The organism is Pseudomonas sp. GW821-FHT09C09 (genome assembly GCF_059418105.1).
On record NZ_JBWKPF010000002.1, the window covers coordinates 758,153 to 774,950 of the forward strand.

Annotated in this window: 12 protein-coding genes; 3 read left to right on the plus strand and 9 right to left on the minus strand. The window is 61.5% G+C overall.

Annotated features, from left to right (window positions below):
• Position 1: 1 nt before the first annotated feature.
• From AC07NR_RS08415 to AC07NR_RS08455, 9 genes are all read right to left on the minus strand, one after another.
• Positions 2-1,024, minus strand: coding sequence for an ABC transporter permease (locus AC07NR_RS08415; protein ID WP_495078326.1), 1,023 nt, complete (start codon positions 1,022-1,024; stop codon positions 2-4).
• On the minus strand, positions 1,024-2,088 hold the full coding sequence (locus AC07NR_RS08420) for a microcin C ABC transporter permease YejB (RefSeq protein WP_495078327.1): 1,065 nt from the start codon (positions 2,086-2,088) through the stop codon (positions 1,024-1,026). The genes AC07NR_RS08415 and AC07NR_RS08420 overlap by 1 nt, the downstream gene beginning before the upstream one ends.
• Positions 2,075-3,925 carry an extracellular solute-binding protein gene (locus tag AC07NR_RS08425; RefSeq protein WP_495078328.1) on the minus strand — a complete coding sequence of 617 codons (1,851 nt, stop codon included), beginning with the start codon at positions 3,923-3,925 and terminating at the stop codon, positions 2,075-2,077. Before AC07NR_RS08425 ends, AC07NR_RS08420 begins: the two co-directional genes overlap by 14 nt.
• Before the next feature lie 114 nt (positions 3,926-4,039).
• Positions 4,040-6,694 (minus strand): TonB-dependent receptor, encoded by a 2,655-nt coding sequence (locus AC07NR_RS08430; protein WP_495078329.1) that lies wholly within the window; start codon positions 6,692-6,694, stop codon positions 4,040-4,042.
• 119 nt (positions 6,695-6,813) lie between these two features.
• A complete protein-coding gene (locus AC07NR_RS08435; protein ID WP_248740636.1) occupies positions 6,814-7,317 on the minus strand; it encodes an RES family NAD+ phosphorylase in 504 nt (167 codons plus the stop codon).
• Entirely contained in the window at positions 7,314-7,691 is a 378-nt protein-coding gene (locus AC07NR_RS08440; RefSeq protein WP_318653957.1) for an antitoxin Xre/MbcA/ParS toxin-binding domain-containing protein, read from the minus strand. The genes AC07NR_RS08435 and AC07NR_RS08440 overlap by 4 nt, the downstream gene beginning before the upstream one ends.
• A 368-nt stretch (positions 7,692-8,059) precedes the next feature.
• Positions 8,060-10,981 carry a TonB-dependent receptor domain-containing protein gene (locus AC07NR_RS08445; RefSeq protein WP_495078330.1) on the minus strand — a complete coding sequence of 974 codons (2,922 nt, stop codon included), beginning with the start codon at positions 10,979-10,981 and terminating at the stop codon, positions 8,060-8,062.
• Positions 10,982-11,072: 91 nt separating this feature from the next.
• Entirely contained in the window at positions 11,073-12,023 is a 951-nt protein-coding gene (locus AC07NR_RS08450; protein WP_495078331.1) for a FecR domain-containing protein, read from the minus strand.
• Positions 12,020-12,526: a sigma-70 family RNA polymerase sigma factor gene (locus tag AC07NR_RS08455; protein ID WP_085710106.1), complete on the minus strand. Its 507-nt coding sequence runs from the start codon at positions 12,524-12,526 to the stop codon at positions 12,020-12,022. Before AC07NR_RS08455 ends, AC07NR_RS08450 begins: the two co-directional genes overlap by 4 nt.
• Before the next feature lie 297 nt (positions 12,527-12,823).
• Between AC07NR_RS08455 and AC07NR_RS08460 the strand changes: the two genes are divergently transcribed.
• The 3 genes from AC07NR_RS08460 (at position 12,824) to AC07NR_RS08470 (ending at position 16,745) form a co-directional block, all read left to right on the plus strand.
• On the plus strand, positions 12,824-14,542 hold the full coding sequence (locus tag AC07NR_RS08460; RefSeq protein ID WP_495078332.1) for a hydrogenase maturation protein: 1,719 nt from the start codon (positions 12,824-12,826) through the stop codon (positions 14,540-14,542).
• Between the two features lie 84 nt (positions 14,543-14,626).
• Positions 14,627-15,490 (plus strand): LysR family transcriptional regulator, encoded by an 864-nt coding sequence (locus AC07NR_RS08465; protein WP_085710108.1) that lies wholly within the window; start codon positions 14,627-14,629, stop codon positions 15,488-15,490.
• Positions 15,491-15,599: 109 nt separating this feature from the next.
• Complete coding sequence (locus AC07NR_RS08470; RefSeq protein WP_495078333.1) at positions 15,600-16,745, plus strand: sterol desaturase/SRPBCC family protein; 1,146 nt, start codon at positions 15,600-15,602, stop codon at positions 16,743-16,745.
• Positions 16,746-16,798: the final 53 nt, after the last annotated feature.

Below are 16,798 nucleotides of genomic sequence, written 5' to 3' on the forward strand. Positions count from 1 at the left end.
ATCAAGTCCTCGGGTCGAAGGCATCACGGCAGGCTTCGCCGATGAAGACGAGCAATGAAAGAATCAGCGCCAGCGCAAAGAACGCCGTCAGGCCCAGCCACGGCGCTTGCAGATTGGCCTTGCCCTGACCGATCAACTCACCCAGCGAAGCACTGCCCGCCGGCATGCCGAAGCCGAGAAAGTCCAGTGCCGACAAGGTCGCAATCGCCCCGGTAAGAATGAACGGCAGGTACGTCAGCGTCGCACTCATGGCGTTGGGCAGGATGTGCCGCACGATCACCTGTGCATCGCCGACACCCAGTGCCCGTGCGGCTTTCACGTACTCCAGCCCACGGCTGCGCAGGAACTCGGCGCGCACCACATCCACAAGGCTCAGCCAGGAAAACAGCGCCATGATCCCCAGCAACCACCAGAAATTTGGCTCGACAAATCCGGACAGAATGATCAGCAGATACAGCACCGGCAGCCCCGACCAGACCTCGAGCAAACGCTGCCCGATCAAGTCGACCCAGCCACCGTAATAGCCTTGCAAGGCCCCGGCAGCGATACCGATCAACGCACTGGTGGCGGTCAATGCCAAGGCAAACAGCAGCGATACCCGGGTGCCGAAAATCACCCGCGCCAGCACATCCCGCGCCTGGTCATCGGTGCCCAGCCAGTTGTCGCCGGAGGGCGGGCTCGGTGCCGGTTCCGTGAGATCGTAATTGACCGTGTCGAAACCGAACGGGATTGACGCAAACCACATTCGCCCGCCCTGCCCCTCGATCAGCTCGCGCACCTGGGCGCTGCGATAGTCAGGCTGGAACGGCAGCTCGCCGCCGAAATCCTGTTCGGTGTAGCGTTTGAAGGCCGGGAAGAACCATTCACCTTGAAACGTCACCAGCAAAGGTTTGTCGTTGGCAACCAGCTCACCGCCCAGGCTTACGCCGAACAGTCCCAGAAACAGCCACAACGACCACCAGCCGCGCCGGTGAGTCTTGAAGCGCGCCCAGCGGCGCTGCCCGATGGGAGAAAGTGTCAGCATCAGGCAGCCCTCGCCGTAAAGTCGATACGCGGATCGACCAGCGTGTAGCACAGGTCGCCCAGCAGTTTTATCAAGAGCCCGAACAGGGTGAAGATGAACAGCGAACCAAACACCACGGGGTAATCCCGCGACACCGCCGCTTCGTAGCTCAGGCGTCCGAGGCCGTCGAGGGAGAAGATCACCTCGATCAGCAGCGAGCCGCCGAAGAACACCGTCACCAGCGCCTGGGGCAGTCCGGCGACCACCAACAGCATCGCGTTGCGAAACACATGCCCGTACAGCACCTGCCGCTCACTCAGCCCCTTGGCCCGGGCCGTGACCACATACAGCCGCGAGATCTCGTTGAGAAAACTGTTCTTGGTCAGGATCGTCAGCGTCGCGAAACCGCCGATCACCAGCGCACTGACCGGCAGCACCAGATGCCAGAAGTAGTCCGCCACCTTGCCCCACAGCGTCAGCTCGGCGAAGTTGTCCGAGACCAGCCCGCGCACCGGAAACCAGTCCAGCGCGGTACCACCGGCGAAGACCACGATCAATAGCAGCGCAAACAGAAACCCCGGCATCGCATAACCGATGATGATCGCGGCGCTGCTCCAGACATCAAACGCAGAACCGTTGTGCACGGCCTTGCGGATGCCCAGCGGGATCGATATCAGATAGGTGATCAGCGTCGCCCACAGCCCCAGCGACAAGGTCACCGGCAACTTCTGCCAGATCAGCTCGGTCACCGTCGCGCCACGGAAGAAGCTCTTGCCGAAATCCAGTTGCGCGTAGCTCTTGAGCATCAGCCACAGGCGTTCACTGGCGGGTTTGTCGAAGCCGTACTGACGCTCGATATCGGCCACCAGTTTCGGGTCCAGGCCACGGGTCGCAAGGGACTCGCCGCCAATGGTTTCGACATGGCTTGCACCTACTGCCCCACCGACACCGATCCCCTGCAGACGAGCGATGGCCTGCTCGACCGGTCCACCGGGCGCGGCCTGCACGATCACGAAATTCACCAGCAGAATCGCCAGCAAGGTCGGCACGATCAGCAGCAGACGCCGCAGGCTATAACCCCACATGGGCGAACTCCTTTTGCTGTTTTTGCGCCTGAATGGCGGTCAACGCCGTGGGGCTGATTTCCCACCAGGTGTCGAGACCGGCGTCATACAGCGGTGCAATCCCCGGTCGGCCGAAACGGTTCCACCACACCGTGGAAATGCCCGGCGGGTAATAGTTCGGAATCCAGTAGTAGCCCCACTGCAGCACCCGATCCAGCGCCCGGGCATGGCGCAAGAGACTTTCACGGCTGTCGGCCTGCACCACGCCTTCGAGCAATGCATCCACCGCCGGATCACGCAGCACCATATAGTTGTTGGAGCCTGGATCTTCGGCGCCGTCGGAACCGAAGTAGTTGAACATCTCACGCCCCGGCGCCTGGCTCACCGGATAACCGACGACGATCATGTCGTAGTCGCGACTGCGCACGCGATTGGTGTATTGCGCGGTGTCGACCTGACAGATATCGAAGCCGATGCCGATCTGCGCCAGGTTGCGTTTGAACGGCAGCAGCAGACGCTCGAAGCCTTTCTGGCCGTTGAGAAAGGTAAATTGCAGCGGCTCGCCGGCAGCGTTGACCAGTTGATCGCCCCGGGGTTTCCAGCCGGCGGCCGCCAGCAGTTTCAACGCCTGCAACTGTTGCGCACGAATGTTGCCGCTGCCATCGGTGCGCGGCGCTTCGAACACCTGGCTGAACACCTCATCGGGGATCTTGCCGCGCCAAGGTTCGAGGATTTTCAGTTCTTCGGCGTCCGGCAACTCAGTGGCTGACAGCGCGCTGTGGGAAAAAAAACTGCGCTGGCGCAAGTACATGCTGCGCATCATCTGCCGGTTGCTCCATTCGAAATCCCAGAGCATGGCAATCGCCTGCCGCACACGCCGATCCTGAAACATCGGCTTCTGCAGGTTGAACACGAAACCCTGGGCACCTTGAGCCGCGCCGGGCGCGAGGTGTTCACGCAACAACTTGCCCTGCTCCAGCGCCGCGCCGGCATAACCGATGGTGTAACTGGTAGCGGAGAACTCGCGGTTGTAATCAAAGCCGCCGGCCTTGAGCACTTGTCGCGACACGTCGGTGTCGGCAAAGAACTCCACACTCAACTGATCGAAGTTGTAGAGCCCCCGGGTGACGGGCAGATCCTTGCCCCACCAGTCCTTGACCCGTTGAAATTTCACACTGCGCCCGGCATCCACCGCGCTCACCCGATAAGGGCCGCTGCCGGGTGGAATCTCGAAACCACCACCCTCGGCAAAGTCCCGGGTACGCCACCAGTGCTCAGGTAAAACAGGCAGCACCGCCAGATCCAGCGGCAAGGTTCGGCTGTCGTTGTTCTTGAAGAGGAAGCGCACCTGGGTTGGCGACTCGACCTGCACCTCGGCGACGTCGCGAAACTGTTGCCGGTACTTCAGGCTCCCCTGAGTGGTGAACAGTTCAAAGGTGTAGCGCACGTCCTCGGCGGTGATCGGCGTACCGTCTTCAAAACGCGCTTGCGGATTGAGATAGAAACGTACCCAGCGTCGATCCGCATCCAGCTCCATCCGCTGCGCCACCAGACCGTAGACGCTGTAAGGCTCGTCTTTGCTGCGATAAGCCAGCGGCGCATAAAGCCACCCGTCGATTTCGGCGACGCCGGTGCCTTTGTCGATGTAGGGAATCAGGTGATCGAACGGACCGCTTTCCAGCGAAGAACGCCGCAGGCTGCCGCCTTTGGGCGCATCGGGATTGGCGTAGGCCAGATGCTGGAAGTCCGGGGCGTACTTCGGGGCTTCGCCGTAGACCGTGAGGGCATGCTGAGGCTGCGCAAATATCGCAGGGCTCAGCAGAAGACATACGCCCAGCAAAGTGAGTCTGGAAAACATGGGCAGATCCTTTAACCGCGTGCCTGCCTGATTGTGTTGTGCAACAGGCGGGCACTTTTTATAGGGCCGGTTTTAGAACGATGGGTTACTAAAACCGGCCATGTCTGGTCATTCTCAGAACTTGTAGTTGAGCCGCGTGTACAGCGTTCGCCCGAACGGGTCGCCGTATTTCGGGTCGTAGCCGCTCTGAAAGGTGTAGGTCTGGTTACTGAATGGCGGCTCGCGATCGAACAGGTTTTTCACCCCCAGCGTCACCGCCAGGGTCTTGCGCCAGGTGTAGGTGCCGGCCACGTCCCAGACGTTGTAGGAGCCAACGTAGTCGTGGGTCTCCCGGTCCGAGTCGTGATAACCGCTGGTGTAGCGGTTGGTCAGGCTCGCGCCGAACGGGCCGTGGTTCCAGCTGCCGGTCAGGCTGTGACGCCAGCGGGCCACCGCGCCGGCCGACGCGAAGTCACCCCCGCGAAAATCTCCGAGCTTGTCGATGAAATCGCCCTTGAGCTGCTGCTGATACTCATAACGGCTGACATAGGTTCCTTGCAGGCCAATACCGAAGTCGCCATATGGCGTGCTCGGCAGCCGATAGTCGAAACTGACGTCGACGCCATTGGTCTTGATCTTGCCGAGGTTAGCCAGGCCGGTGACGACGTGATCGATGGAGCCGTCAGGCTTGCGGATCAAGCGTTCCGGATACAGTTCCGGATTTTCGAACACCGCCGACTCGGGGAACTCGGCGATCTGGTTGGCGATGCTGATCCACCAGAAATCCAGCCCGGTGGTCAGGCGATCGAACGGCTGATAAACGAAACCGACGGTGACGTTGCGCGCGGTTTCCGGGCTCAGGTCCGTGTTGCCGCCCGTGGTCCGGTTGAACTGCTGGGCGCAGTCGCGATTGGCGATGCCGCCGTTGCTCGGATTACCCCCGGCGCACAGGCGCGGGTCGTTGTAGTTGGCGTTGGTGAAGGTGGTGAAATTCGGGTTATAGAGTTCATACAGCGACGGTGCGCGGAAACCTTCGCTATACGCGCCGCGCACCACCAGTTCCTTGAACGGCTGGAAACGGAACGAGTATTTCGGGTTGGTCGTGCTGCCGAAATCGCTGTACTTGTCATGCCGCACGGCAGCGGACAACTCCAGGCTGTCGAGCACCGGCACATTGACCTCGGCATATTGCGCCGAGACGCTGCGATCCCCTGACACGCTGCCGTTGGGGTCCACGCCGAGGCTCTGCACATCACCGGCAAACGCGGCGAAATCCTGATGGAAGTCTTCCTTGCGGTACTCGCCGCCCAGCGCCAATGCTGATGGACCAGCACCGAACCAGTCGCCGATCTCGCGGCTGACACGGCCGTCAATCGCCTTCACCCGGCCCACGGCAGTTGCGTAATCACCATCCACCGCGTTGGCCGCCAGCAACGCCGAACCGGCAGCCGTCTGCGGCCCGAACGGGTTGATCACGCCATTGACGATCCCCTGGCTGACGGCGCGGTCGTTCACATAACCACTGCGGATCGTGTTGACCACTTTGTTCTGGTTGTACGAAGCGCCAAGGTTGTAATCCCACCCAACCAGCGTGCCGTCGAAATTCAGCAGCAGGCGCTGACCGGTGTTGTCGTCTTCGTGGCGGCGGGCGCCGACCGCCGTTTCACGCCAGTTCACGTCCACCGGTTGCGTTGAATCAAGGGCAAAACCGCTAGGCCCGGGGGTGATGCCGTTGCCCGGATAAAACGCCGTGCCGGGATTGACCTGATTACCCATCAGGGTGCCGGGACCGATCTGGGTTCGGTTTTTATTGCGCGCCCAGAAGTATTCGAGACTGACGTTGTGATCGTCCGACAGCTTGCCGGTGGCTTTGGCGAAGGCCGAGGTCTTCTCGGTTTCCGGCACCAGATCCAGGTAATTCCAAAGGCTCTGGCGGCAGATACCGTTACGCGACAGCAGACCCGGTGCATTGCAACCGGACCCCGCCAACGGGTTGGTAGCGTTGCTGCCCTGGCTCCAGTTGGCCGGTGATGCCGTGCCGGAGGTGTAATCGAGCCCGCGCCCCGGCTGGTAGTTGTAGGTGTAACCACGATCTTCAGCGGCCAGCCGTTGCTGCTTGTCGTAACTCACGACACCGAAGACGTTGAAGCGATCGTCCTGCAAATCACCGAATCCCCAACTGCCACTGAAATTACGACTTTCACCGCCGCCGGAATGGGTCGGCGTGTCGTAGTTGGTGCTGATCTGGCCCTCGGTGAGGCTGGTCTTGGTGATGAAATTGATCACCCCGCCGATGGCATCGGTGCCGTACAGCGCCGAGGCACCATCACGCAGCACCTCCACCCGGTCGATGGCGGCGAACGGAATGGTGTTGAGATCCACACCGGAGCCATTGATGGCGTTGGTCGCGTTGTTGCTCAAGCGGCGACCGTTGAGCAGCACCAGGGTCTTGTTCGGGCCGATGCCACGCAGGTCGGCGTAAGACGCCCCGCCGCTGCTCGAACCCACCGAACGTCCTGAACCTACGGAGGACTGGTTGGCAGAGATGCGGTTGACCAGCTCTTCAGTCGTCGTCACACCCTGCTTCTGCAATTCTTCCACCCGAAGGATGGTGACCGGTACTGCCGTTTCGGCATCGACCCGGCGGATCGCGGTGCCGGTCACTTCGACCCGTTGCAGTTGAGTGGTCGGTTCTGTGGCACTGCTGTCGGCGGCAATCGCCGGCAATGTGTTGATCGCCAGCAGCAAGGCCAGGCTCAACGGGGATTTAACGGGTGAAAATCGAATCATGAACAGCCATCCCTGCGTTTTGGTTTATGCAGGGATGTGCGATGACCAATAGGGATTTATAGGGCGCGATTTAGACCGTTGGGTGATGAGGTTATGCAAAAAAGAGGAATGTGATTTTCTCAGACCAATTCTGCGTCCCGCAGCAATCGCGTATCCAGCCCGAACCGTTCCTGAGAGACCATCCTGAATTGCCCCTCCGCCAGATCGCAGCTCACCAGCAAGTTCCACGAATGCCGGGTGGCTGCCGAGGGGATCAGTACGAACGGATGCTGGGCGAGCAAAGCATCGGCAAAATCCTGCTGGTTGGGCGACGCCTGTGCCGGGCTCATCCAGTAGGGGTTTGGCAGTTCCTCGGGTTGCACGATTTTCACAAGTGCCTCACTGAGCACCTCAAAGCACGTCAGCACATAGGGACTTCTATCCAGTGCGTTAAAGCTACCATGAGCTGCCACCTCCAGAATGGCGGTAGAGGGATCGATCGAGGCATAGACGACACGCCGGCCGGGCCGGTTCCATCGGCCACCCTGCAGTTCCGAACCAATTCCGCTGTCCCAGGTGCATCGATAAACCTCCGGGTCCAGCCGCCACGCATACCAACGGTCGTCCCAAGGCAACGGGTTCATTGATAAACCCCGTATTTGATTCGGTGCAGATACGCATCGACCGATTGATACCCCAAAGAACTCTCAATCAATGCGACGGGCCTGTAACCGTTTAACCATTTGGTTGCCTTGTTCAACCATTCCTCGGCGCTCGACTGATCGTGGAACACCTCGATGGCGGACTCCAGAGTGTGCGCATACTGGAAGGCGATCATGCTCTGCTGGCGGCTCAGGCGCGTAGGCTCGTCGCTGTTAAGCAAGCGCCGTACGGTTCTGACGGACCTTCCGGTGATGAGCTGCACAAGTTCGCTCTCCCGGTATAGCTCGGACGTTGAAATCATGTTCACAACGTCGCGCAGATCAAAGCCTTCCAGCGCATAACGGATGATGTACATGGTGTCTCTGTCCCATATCCGGCCACGCAGCAACACCTCCACGGGTTTTCCCTCGACCTTCGTCAGACCGGTAAGTCTGGGTGCTTTCGTCTGGGGCACTGGAGCACCCTCCGTAGGGCACCTGGCGTGATCGGCACGCCAGAAATCACGAGGGGAATAAGCAGAGTTTTCGTGCTCGAGATGTGCGGTTCGCATAATCCATCCAATGTCAGGGGCCCGAGCGTTCAGGCCGGTCAGTGACTTCATGTCACGACCGATGCTATAGGCCCCGCTTCCGACGGCCAACCTTAAAAAGTCGTCGGAAATATCCCCGTTTTCGCGCAAAGTCCGGCAACTTCCGTAGGACGCTGCCGGGCGTCTTTCCGCTCTCAACTGCCAAAGTGATAACTCACATCCAGCCACCACTGCCGCCCATACGGGTCGTAGTTGCCGGTCGGGTAATACGGCCAGCCGGCCGAGTCGTCATGTTTGACCTGATTGAGCACGTTGTTCACGGTCAGCCCGACACTCGCCCGGTCGTTCAAGCGATAGCGCGCACTGGCGTTGAACACCGTCCACGGTGACAGACGCCCGTCGCCCGCGCCGTTGGTGACGGAGCCATAACGGATGCCCATCAGGGTCGCCGTGGCCTTCTGATAATCCCAGGTCAGGCTGGCGTTGACCTTGCTGCGCCAGTCGTAGTTGCTGCGCGAAGTGCGCAAGTCCTGGGTCGGGGCTTCGTCCGATTCCTTGTAGAAATGCGACAGCACCAGGGTGTAGCCCAGCGCCGAACTGAACGCACCGTACTGCCCGGCGCCCCAGCGAATGTTGCTCTTGAAATCGAGACCGCTGACCCGCTCGCTGGCGGCGTTGATCGCGTTGACCCGCACCCGCTGCAACTGGTTGGGATCGATGGCGGCATTGCCGGGATTACGATCGACGCGTGCCAGGGTGGACTGACAGTTGGCCGAGTTGATGTCCTGAGTGCCGTTGCGGCATTCGTTCTCTTCCTGCAACAGGCGGTTTTCGTCGACGGTGGTCAGCAGGTCGTCGATTTCCACCCGCCAGAAATCGGTGGAGAAATCGAAATTGCGCGACGGCGACCAGACAAACCCGTACGTCCAGGACTTTCCGCGTTCGGATGCCAGATCCGCCGTGCCGCTCTGGGTGTAATTGACCCGCCCACGATCACAGGCGCCTTCCACGCCCTGGCTGCAGCCGTAGTAGTCGATCTGCGCCGGGTAGTAGCCGTTGCTGTCGGACTGGTAGATGTAATTCAGATCCGGCGCGCGAAAACTGGTGCCGTAACTGCCGCGCAGCAACAGGCTGGTGATCGGCCGCCATTCCAGGCCGAGGTTGTAGGTTTTCTGCTGCTCGGTGCGGCCGCTGAATTTGTATTGGTCCCAACGCCCCGCCGCTGTCGCCAGCACGGTGTCGGTGACCGGAATGCTGAATTCGCCGCCCGCCGCGTAGCGCTTGCGCGAACCGCCGGAGCTTTGTGCAGGCGTCACACCATAGTAACTGCCGTCATTCAGGCTGTCGTCCGGGTCGATGCGGTATTCCTGTTTACCCGCCTCCAGTACGCCGGCAAATCCGACCGCGCCGGCTGGCAGGTCAAACAGATCGCCATTGACCGAGGCGTTGTAACTGGTGGACACCGACTTGCTGCTCTGGGTCAGGTCACCGCGGAACTGCTGCCATTCCTGAGGCGTCAATGGCCGGTCGAGACGCGAAGCATCCGGGGAAAATACCGGGTAGCCGCCACGTGTACCGAGCTGCGGGCCCAAGTAGAAATCCTGGATCGACGACAGCGGCGTATAGCGCGTGGTGCGCACGCTTTTGTATTCCGAGCGATTGGCCGCCAGGTCATAGTGCCAGCCGGTGTCGGCGATCTTGTCCGACAGCCCGAGGGTGCCGGTCCACGAGGTATCGCGCCACTTGCTGTTGTTGCTGGTGCGCCCGCCGATTTCCTCTTCACCGAAGCGCCGATACCAACGCTCCAGATTGCCGCTGTTCTGGTTGATGAAGTCCGGCGACGTGAAGGTCGGGCCACGGGTGTTGTTCTGGATGTGATCGAGGCCATACATCAGATCAGCGAACACCTGACCGCTGTCGCTGAAATGCCAGGTGCCGCGAGTGTAGCCGTCGTAGTTTTCCTTTTGCGTCTGGATCGTCCAGTAATCGTTGTACATCTGGTCGGTGCGGCAGCGCCCGCCGCTGTTGAACAGTTTGTTGTCGAACGTGCCTTGATAAGCACCGCAGCCCGGTCCCAGATAACGGTTGTTGCTCAGGTCGCGACGATAACCGACATCCGCCAGCGGCCCGCTCTGCATGAAGCCCCGGTCATCGGCCCAGATCGGGTCGCGATGGGTCAGCTCAAGCCCGAACAGGCCGTCGAAGTCACCCCAACTGCCGCCGCCGCTGATCTGCAACCGTTGATTGTCACCGCCACCGCGCTCGCTGGTACCGCCCTTGAGGTTGACGTCGACGCCATTCATCTTGTCCTTGAGGATGATATTCACCACCCCGGCAATCGCATCCGAACCGTAGATGGCGGATGCGCCGCTGCTGAGGATTTCGATGCGGTCGATGATTGCCGAGGGAATGTTTGCCAGGTTGGTGAAGTTGACCTTGCCGTCGTACGGCGTCGGGTAATCGGCGACCCGTCGGCCATTGATCAGCACCAGTGTGTGGTTAGGGCCAAGGCCGCGCAGGTTAAGGGCGCTGGCGGCCGGTTGCCAGGTGTTGCCGTAGTCTTCGCCCTGGGTCATGCCGGTGTTCTGGGTTTGCGTGGCGAGCGCGTCGTAAACGTTCTTGTAGCCCCGCGCTTCCATTTCTTCGTGGGTGATGACGTTGACCGGCGTCGCGCCATCGCTCTGCGCCCGGGCGATCCGCGAGCCGGTGACCGTGACCTTTTCCATGCGGTAATCGGCACTGCTGGCGGGCACCACGGCGGCAGCCTTGACCGGTGCGGCGCTCGGCGCATCTGCCTGGCGAATGCTCAAGCCTTGAGCGCCCTGCTCGACTTGCAGACCGCTGCCGAGCAAGGCCTTCTCCACCGCCTGCCGGCCACCCAACGCACCGCGCACTGCACTGCTGCGCTTGCCCTGCACCAGATTCTGGCTGAAAGAAATCGGCACGCCTGTCTGGCGCGAGATATCCAGCAGTACCTCGTCGAGCGCTCCCGGGGCGATATCGAAAGTGAACACCTGAGTGGCGGCGTCTTGCGCCAGAACGGCCGAAGGCACGATGCCCATCGCCAGCGCAGCGGCCAGCGTCAGGCGGGTTGATTGTTGTTTGAATGAGAACATCGAGGGGCTTCCCTGTTGAAGGCGTCTGCAGGGAATGAGCAGTGGGCCGGCGCTTTTTATAGGGGGGCAGATAGACCGGGAAGTTATGGTTTTATAACCGGGCGTCGATGCTCACCCAGTACGGGTTGTGCCAGGTGACGCGAATCGGCAGCGAGCGTTCGAGCAACTGCAAGGTACGGTCGCTGTCGTCCAGCGGATAGAGACCGCTGAGGCGCAGACCCGCAACTTCCGGGCTGAGGTGGAGAATCCCGCGACGATAGCTGCGCAGGCTGTCGATGACTTCGCTCAAGGGGCGGTCGCGCACTTCGAGACGTCCCTGGACCCAGGCACCTTCCTGTCCCTTGCTGCGTTCCAGTGCGAGGATTTCCCGTTCGTTGAACAACAGGCTTTCGCCCGCCTCCACCACTTGCCGTGCGCCGCCGGCAGTGACCACTTCGACCTGCGAATGCAGCATCACCAGCCGCGTCGAATCCTCAGCGCGCTGCACCAGGAATTTCGTACCGAGGGCGCGCATCCATCCGTGTCCGGTCTCGACCACAAACGGCCGGGCCGGATTTTTCGCCACATCGACCAGCAGTTCCCCGCTGCGCAGGGCAAGCAGACGCTCTGCGCTGTCGAATCGCGGCACCACGCGGCTGCGGGCGTTCAGCATCAAGGTACTGCCATCTTCCAGCGTGAATTCGCGTCGCTCGCCTGTTCCGGTCGACAACTCGCCGGCCTCGGGCAACCAGCCATAACGTCGCCCGAGCAGCCCGGCCAGCACCGCGAGGCCGAGCACGCTCAGGCTGCCGCTGATGAATCGACGACGGCTGCTGGAGGGCGCATTCAGGCTGTGCAGCACACTCTCACGGGGCAACCCGCGCAGGTTCGCATGGCGCAACAGATTCAGTCCGCCGCCCATCTGCTCGATGATCTGCTGATGCCGGGGATCCGCCGCACGCCAAGCTTCGAACGCTGCACGCTCTTGCAGGCTGACGTCGCCCGACTGCAACAACGCCATCCATTGCGCTGCTTCGTCGATCAGTGTTTCGTCCGGCCTCATGCCTGCATCGCCTGATAGCAACGTTTGAAGGCTTCGACCATGTACTGCTGCACCCGACTGGTGGAGACGCCGAGGCGTTCGCCGATTTCGCTGTAGGTCAGGCCGTCGAGTTGATGGTAGAGAAACGCAGCCTTGGCCTTGGCCGACAGACCGTTGAGCAAGCGATCCACCGCCAGCAACGCTTCGATCACCAGTTCCCGCTCCTCCGGCGACGGATGCACCGGCTCCGGCGCCAGCGCCAGGCTTTGCAGATAGGCGCGTTCCAGATCCTGCCGGCGCCAGCCTTCGTAGACCAGACGCCGGGCAATCGTGGTCAACAGCGCACGGGGTTCGCGAATAGCCAGCGGATCGGGCAGCGCCAGCACCCGCAGAAAGGTTTCCGAAGCAATGTCCTGTGCGCTGTGCGGGCAGCCGAGGGTACGGCTGACTGCGGCGCATAACCATCGGTAGTCCTTTTGGAACATTTGCCCGATGAGCTGGTAATGCGGGTTGTGACTCCCCATGCCTTACTCCCTGAAAACGGGCTCCACCCGCTGCGAAAATCCATGGATACGCCGGGATCGTCCGGCGTTGATCAGGGCTGCGACTGTGCAATAGCGTCGCGGACATTTGAAGTAATAAAAAATCAGGATATGCAAACCATTGAGCATAAGACGCTTTGTCGCCACGGCAACATTGGCTGACACAACGTTGATCTCGATCAGTGGCGCCCGCCGCGCCTCTCTCTAACCTTGCGCCTCCATCGATAGCCACGGACGGCTCACCGGAGCCTGCGGCTGCCCCTTCAAGGAAGAGCAATCATGCGATCACTCAACATCATTCTTCTGTCTTCGGCGTTCAACGGTCTGACCCAACGTGCCTGGCTGGAGCTGCGTCAGGCGGGCCATTCGCCGAGCGTGGTGCTGTTCACCGATGAAGCCGCCGTGTGCGAGCAGATCGAAAACAGCGGCGCCGATCTCGTGATCTGTCCGTTCCTCAAGGACCGCGTTCCCCATGCGCTGTGGAGCAATCCGCAACGTCCGGTGGTGATCATTCACCCCGGCATCGTCGGTGATCGCGGCGCCAGCGCGCTGGACTGGGCGATCATGCGCGAGCTGCCAACCTGGGGCGTGACCGCCCTGCAAGCGGTGGAAGAAATGGACGCCGGCCCGGTCTGGGCCACCTGCGAATTCAATCTGCCGGCAGGCCTGCGCAAATCCGAGCTGTACAACGGCCGGGTCAGTGACGCGGCGATCCGTTGCATCCGCGAAGTGGTCGAGAAATTCATCGACGGTTTCGTCCCGGTGCCCCTGGATTACACCGATCCCAAAGTTCGCGGCTGCCTGCAACCGAACATGAAACAGGACGACCGCACCTTCAGCTGGCACGATTGCTCGCGCTTCATCAAGCGCTGCATCGACGCGGCGGACGGCCAGCCCGGCGTGCTCGCCAGCCTCGCGGGCGGCCAGTATTACGTGTATGACGCGCACCTCGATCAGCGCACCGGCATCCCCGGCGAGATCCTCGCGGTACATGACGATGCGGTGCTGGTGGCGACAGGTGATCACAGCCTCTGGATCGGCTCGCTGCGACGTAAACCGCAACCGGGCGAAGAAACCTTCAAGCGTCCGGCACGGCATGTGCTGGCCGGGCAATTGGCGGATGTACCGGTGCTGGACTGGTCGATTGCCAACGCGCCATTCAGCGATGAGGCCTATCAGCCGATCCGCTATCGCGAGTCCGGGCGGGTCGGCGAGCTGACACTTGAGTTCTACAACGGCGCCATGAGCACCGAGCAGTGCCAACGCATGGTCGAAGCGCTACGCTGGGCCAAGTCCCGCGACACGCAGGTGCTGCTGGTCAAGGGCGGGCGCGGCAGCTTTTCCAACGGTGTGCATCTGAACGTGATTCAGGCGGCGGAAGATCCGGGCGCCGAAGCCTGGGCCAATATCCAGGCCATCGATGATGTCTGCGCAGAACTGCTCAGCGCACGGCAACTGGTGGTCAGCGGGGTCACCGGCAATGCCGGTGCTGGCGGTGTGATGCTCGCCCTGGCGGCTGACATCGTGTTCGCTCGCGCCGACATCGTGCTCAATCCGCATTACAAGAGCATGGGCCTGTACGGCTCGGAATACTGGACCTACAGCCTGCCCCGCGCCGTCGGCCCGGCAATGGCCGAACAATTGACCCAGGCCTGTCTACCGGTCAGCGCTGCCCAGGCGTTGCAACTGGGCATGGTCCAGGAAATCGGCCCGCGCTGCCCGGACGAATTCGGTTTGTGGTTGCTGCAACGGGCCAATTCGGTACTGACCGATCCGACGTATGCAGCGGTGCGTGAGCGCAAGCTGCGGGTCGATCATGAGTTGATCCGCCAATGCCGCGATAGCGAGCTGCAAGAGATGCAGGAAGACATGCTGTACAACCGCAATCAGTTTGCCGAGAAGTGCCGCAATTTCGTGTACAAGCGCAAGACGTGCTGCACGCCGGCGCGGTTGGTGGAGGACTGGGCGCGGGTGCGTGAGGCTGAGTTGGCCGGTTGAATCCCGATGCAGGTTCGCGATTGCACGATGACGTGATCGCGAACCTGCACCTACAATGCCGACACCTCAATCTCCGGCCCGCCCATGGACATCGACCTCGCCCGCACCTTTCTGGAAATCGTCCGCCACGGCAGCCTCGCGGCGGCGGCGGAAAAGCTGTTCGTCACCCAGACCGCGATCACCGCCCGCGTACAAAAACTCGAAAGCCAGTTGGGCAGCACGCTGTTCGTGCGCAACCGAGCCGGTGCGCGGCTGACTGCCAATGGCGAGGCGTTCGTGGTCTACGCCAATCAACTGGTGCAGACCTGGGAAGCCGCGCGCCGCGACCTGCCGCTGCCCGAGGGCTACGACAACGTGCTGCACATCGGTGGCGAGGTCAGCCTGTGCAACCCGTTGATGCTCAGCTGGGCCGCCGAACTGCGCGAGAAGATCCCCAGCCATGCCCTGCGCATGGACATCCGCGATGGCGAGAACCTGTTGCGTCAACTGGAACTCGGCGTGCTCGACGCAGCGTTGGTCTACCAGCCGGAATACTGGCCGGGCCTGCAGGTCGAGCAAGTGCTGGAAGAGAAACTGATTCTGGTCCGGACACCCAACCGCCCCGCTCCCTACGTGTACATCGACTGGGGCACCGACTTCCGCCGTCAGCACGATGCTGCATTGCCGGAAAAAGCCAAGGCCGCCCTGAGCTTCAACCTCGGCCCGCTGGCCCTGCAATACATTCTGGAGAACGGCGGCAGCGGCTATTTCCGCACCCGTGTCGTTCGCACCTACCTGGAAAGCGGCGCCCTGGAAGTCGTGACCAAGGCTCCGGAGTTCGGCTATCCGACCTACCTCGTCTATTCCCGCGACCGTGATTCGGCGACCCTGCAACAGGCGTTCGATCTGCTGCGCGAAGTGATCAAGGCCGATGACGACTGGTCGCAGCGCTGGAACCCGTTGAGCTGACGACCGCTATGCACCGGAGCATGGCAGTTGTGACCTCAAGGTAGACCCTGCACAAACGGCGGGATCGGCTAATCTGCCGGGATAACGACAATATCCGCAGGTAACCGCAGTGAGGCAGACCACCGAGGCATTTCGCAGCCGCTATCGCGCGGCGATTCATCCGCTGTACAACCCATGGCTGCACGGTGCGTTCGTGCTGCTGTTCGGCGTACTGGCCGTCGGCGCGTTCTGGAGCAGCGTGCAGCAGGTGCGTCCGCTGGAATGGCTGGCGGTGCCGCTGACCTTGCTGTTCTTCAATTTCGGTGTGTACGTGGTGCACCGCCACCTCGGGCATCACAAAAAAGCCTTCGCCAAAATGTTCTACGCCCGCCATGCCGGCGACCATCACAGCTTCTTCACCCCCGGCCACATGACCTGGGACAGTGCCCGCGACTGGCGGGTGATCCTGTTTCCGGCGTGGCTGATCGTGGTGCACACGCTGGTGATCACCCTGCCCCTGTGGTGGCTGTTCGCACAGGTCAACGCCAACGTCGCCGGGCTGTTCGGTGGCTGCATGGTGCTGGGCTACCTCACCTATGAAGTGTTTCACGCCTGCGAGCACTTGCCGGAAAAGCATCCGCTGAGCCGTCTGCCGTGGATTCGCCAGATGCGCCGTCTGCACGAGTTGCATCATCGGCGTGAACGTATGCAGGAGCGCAATTTCAACATCGTCCTGCCGTTGATGGATTACCTGTTCGGCACCCTCTACTGGGAGCCGGAACCCGTCCCCCTCACCGATTCGAGAACGCCCATGACCCGCATGCAGCATCCGATCGACATCGCCGGCGAGCCGATTGCCGTCCTCGCCTACGCCGCCACTGTCAGCCGCTGGCCCGAGTGGCATCCGTCCTCGCTGAAAATCGACGGCCCCGCCGGCCCGTTGCATGCCGGCGCGCGTTTTGAGGAAGACATTCATGCCGGTGGCCGCGAAGGCCATTTGAGCTGGGAAGTCACTGAATACCTGCCGGGCAGGCGCTGGTGTGCCCGGGCTCAGGGCGATCATGGGCTGTCATTGCATCTGACCTACGAATGTTCGGCCGCAGGCGAAGGCACGGCCTTCGTACGTACTCTGGATTACCGCTTCGAAAGTCTGGGTATGCGCATCGCCAATCAGCTGTTGCTCAAACGGCGCATCGAACGTGAGTCGGCGGCCTCGTTGCTGGCCTTGCGCGATATGGCGACCCGGCATCTGGCACTCGCGGGGGCTCACGTGTGAAGCTGCGCCATCTGATCCTGCTGCTGGTGATTTTGATTCTGGCCTTCCTGTTG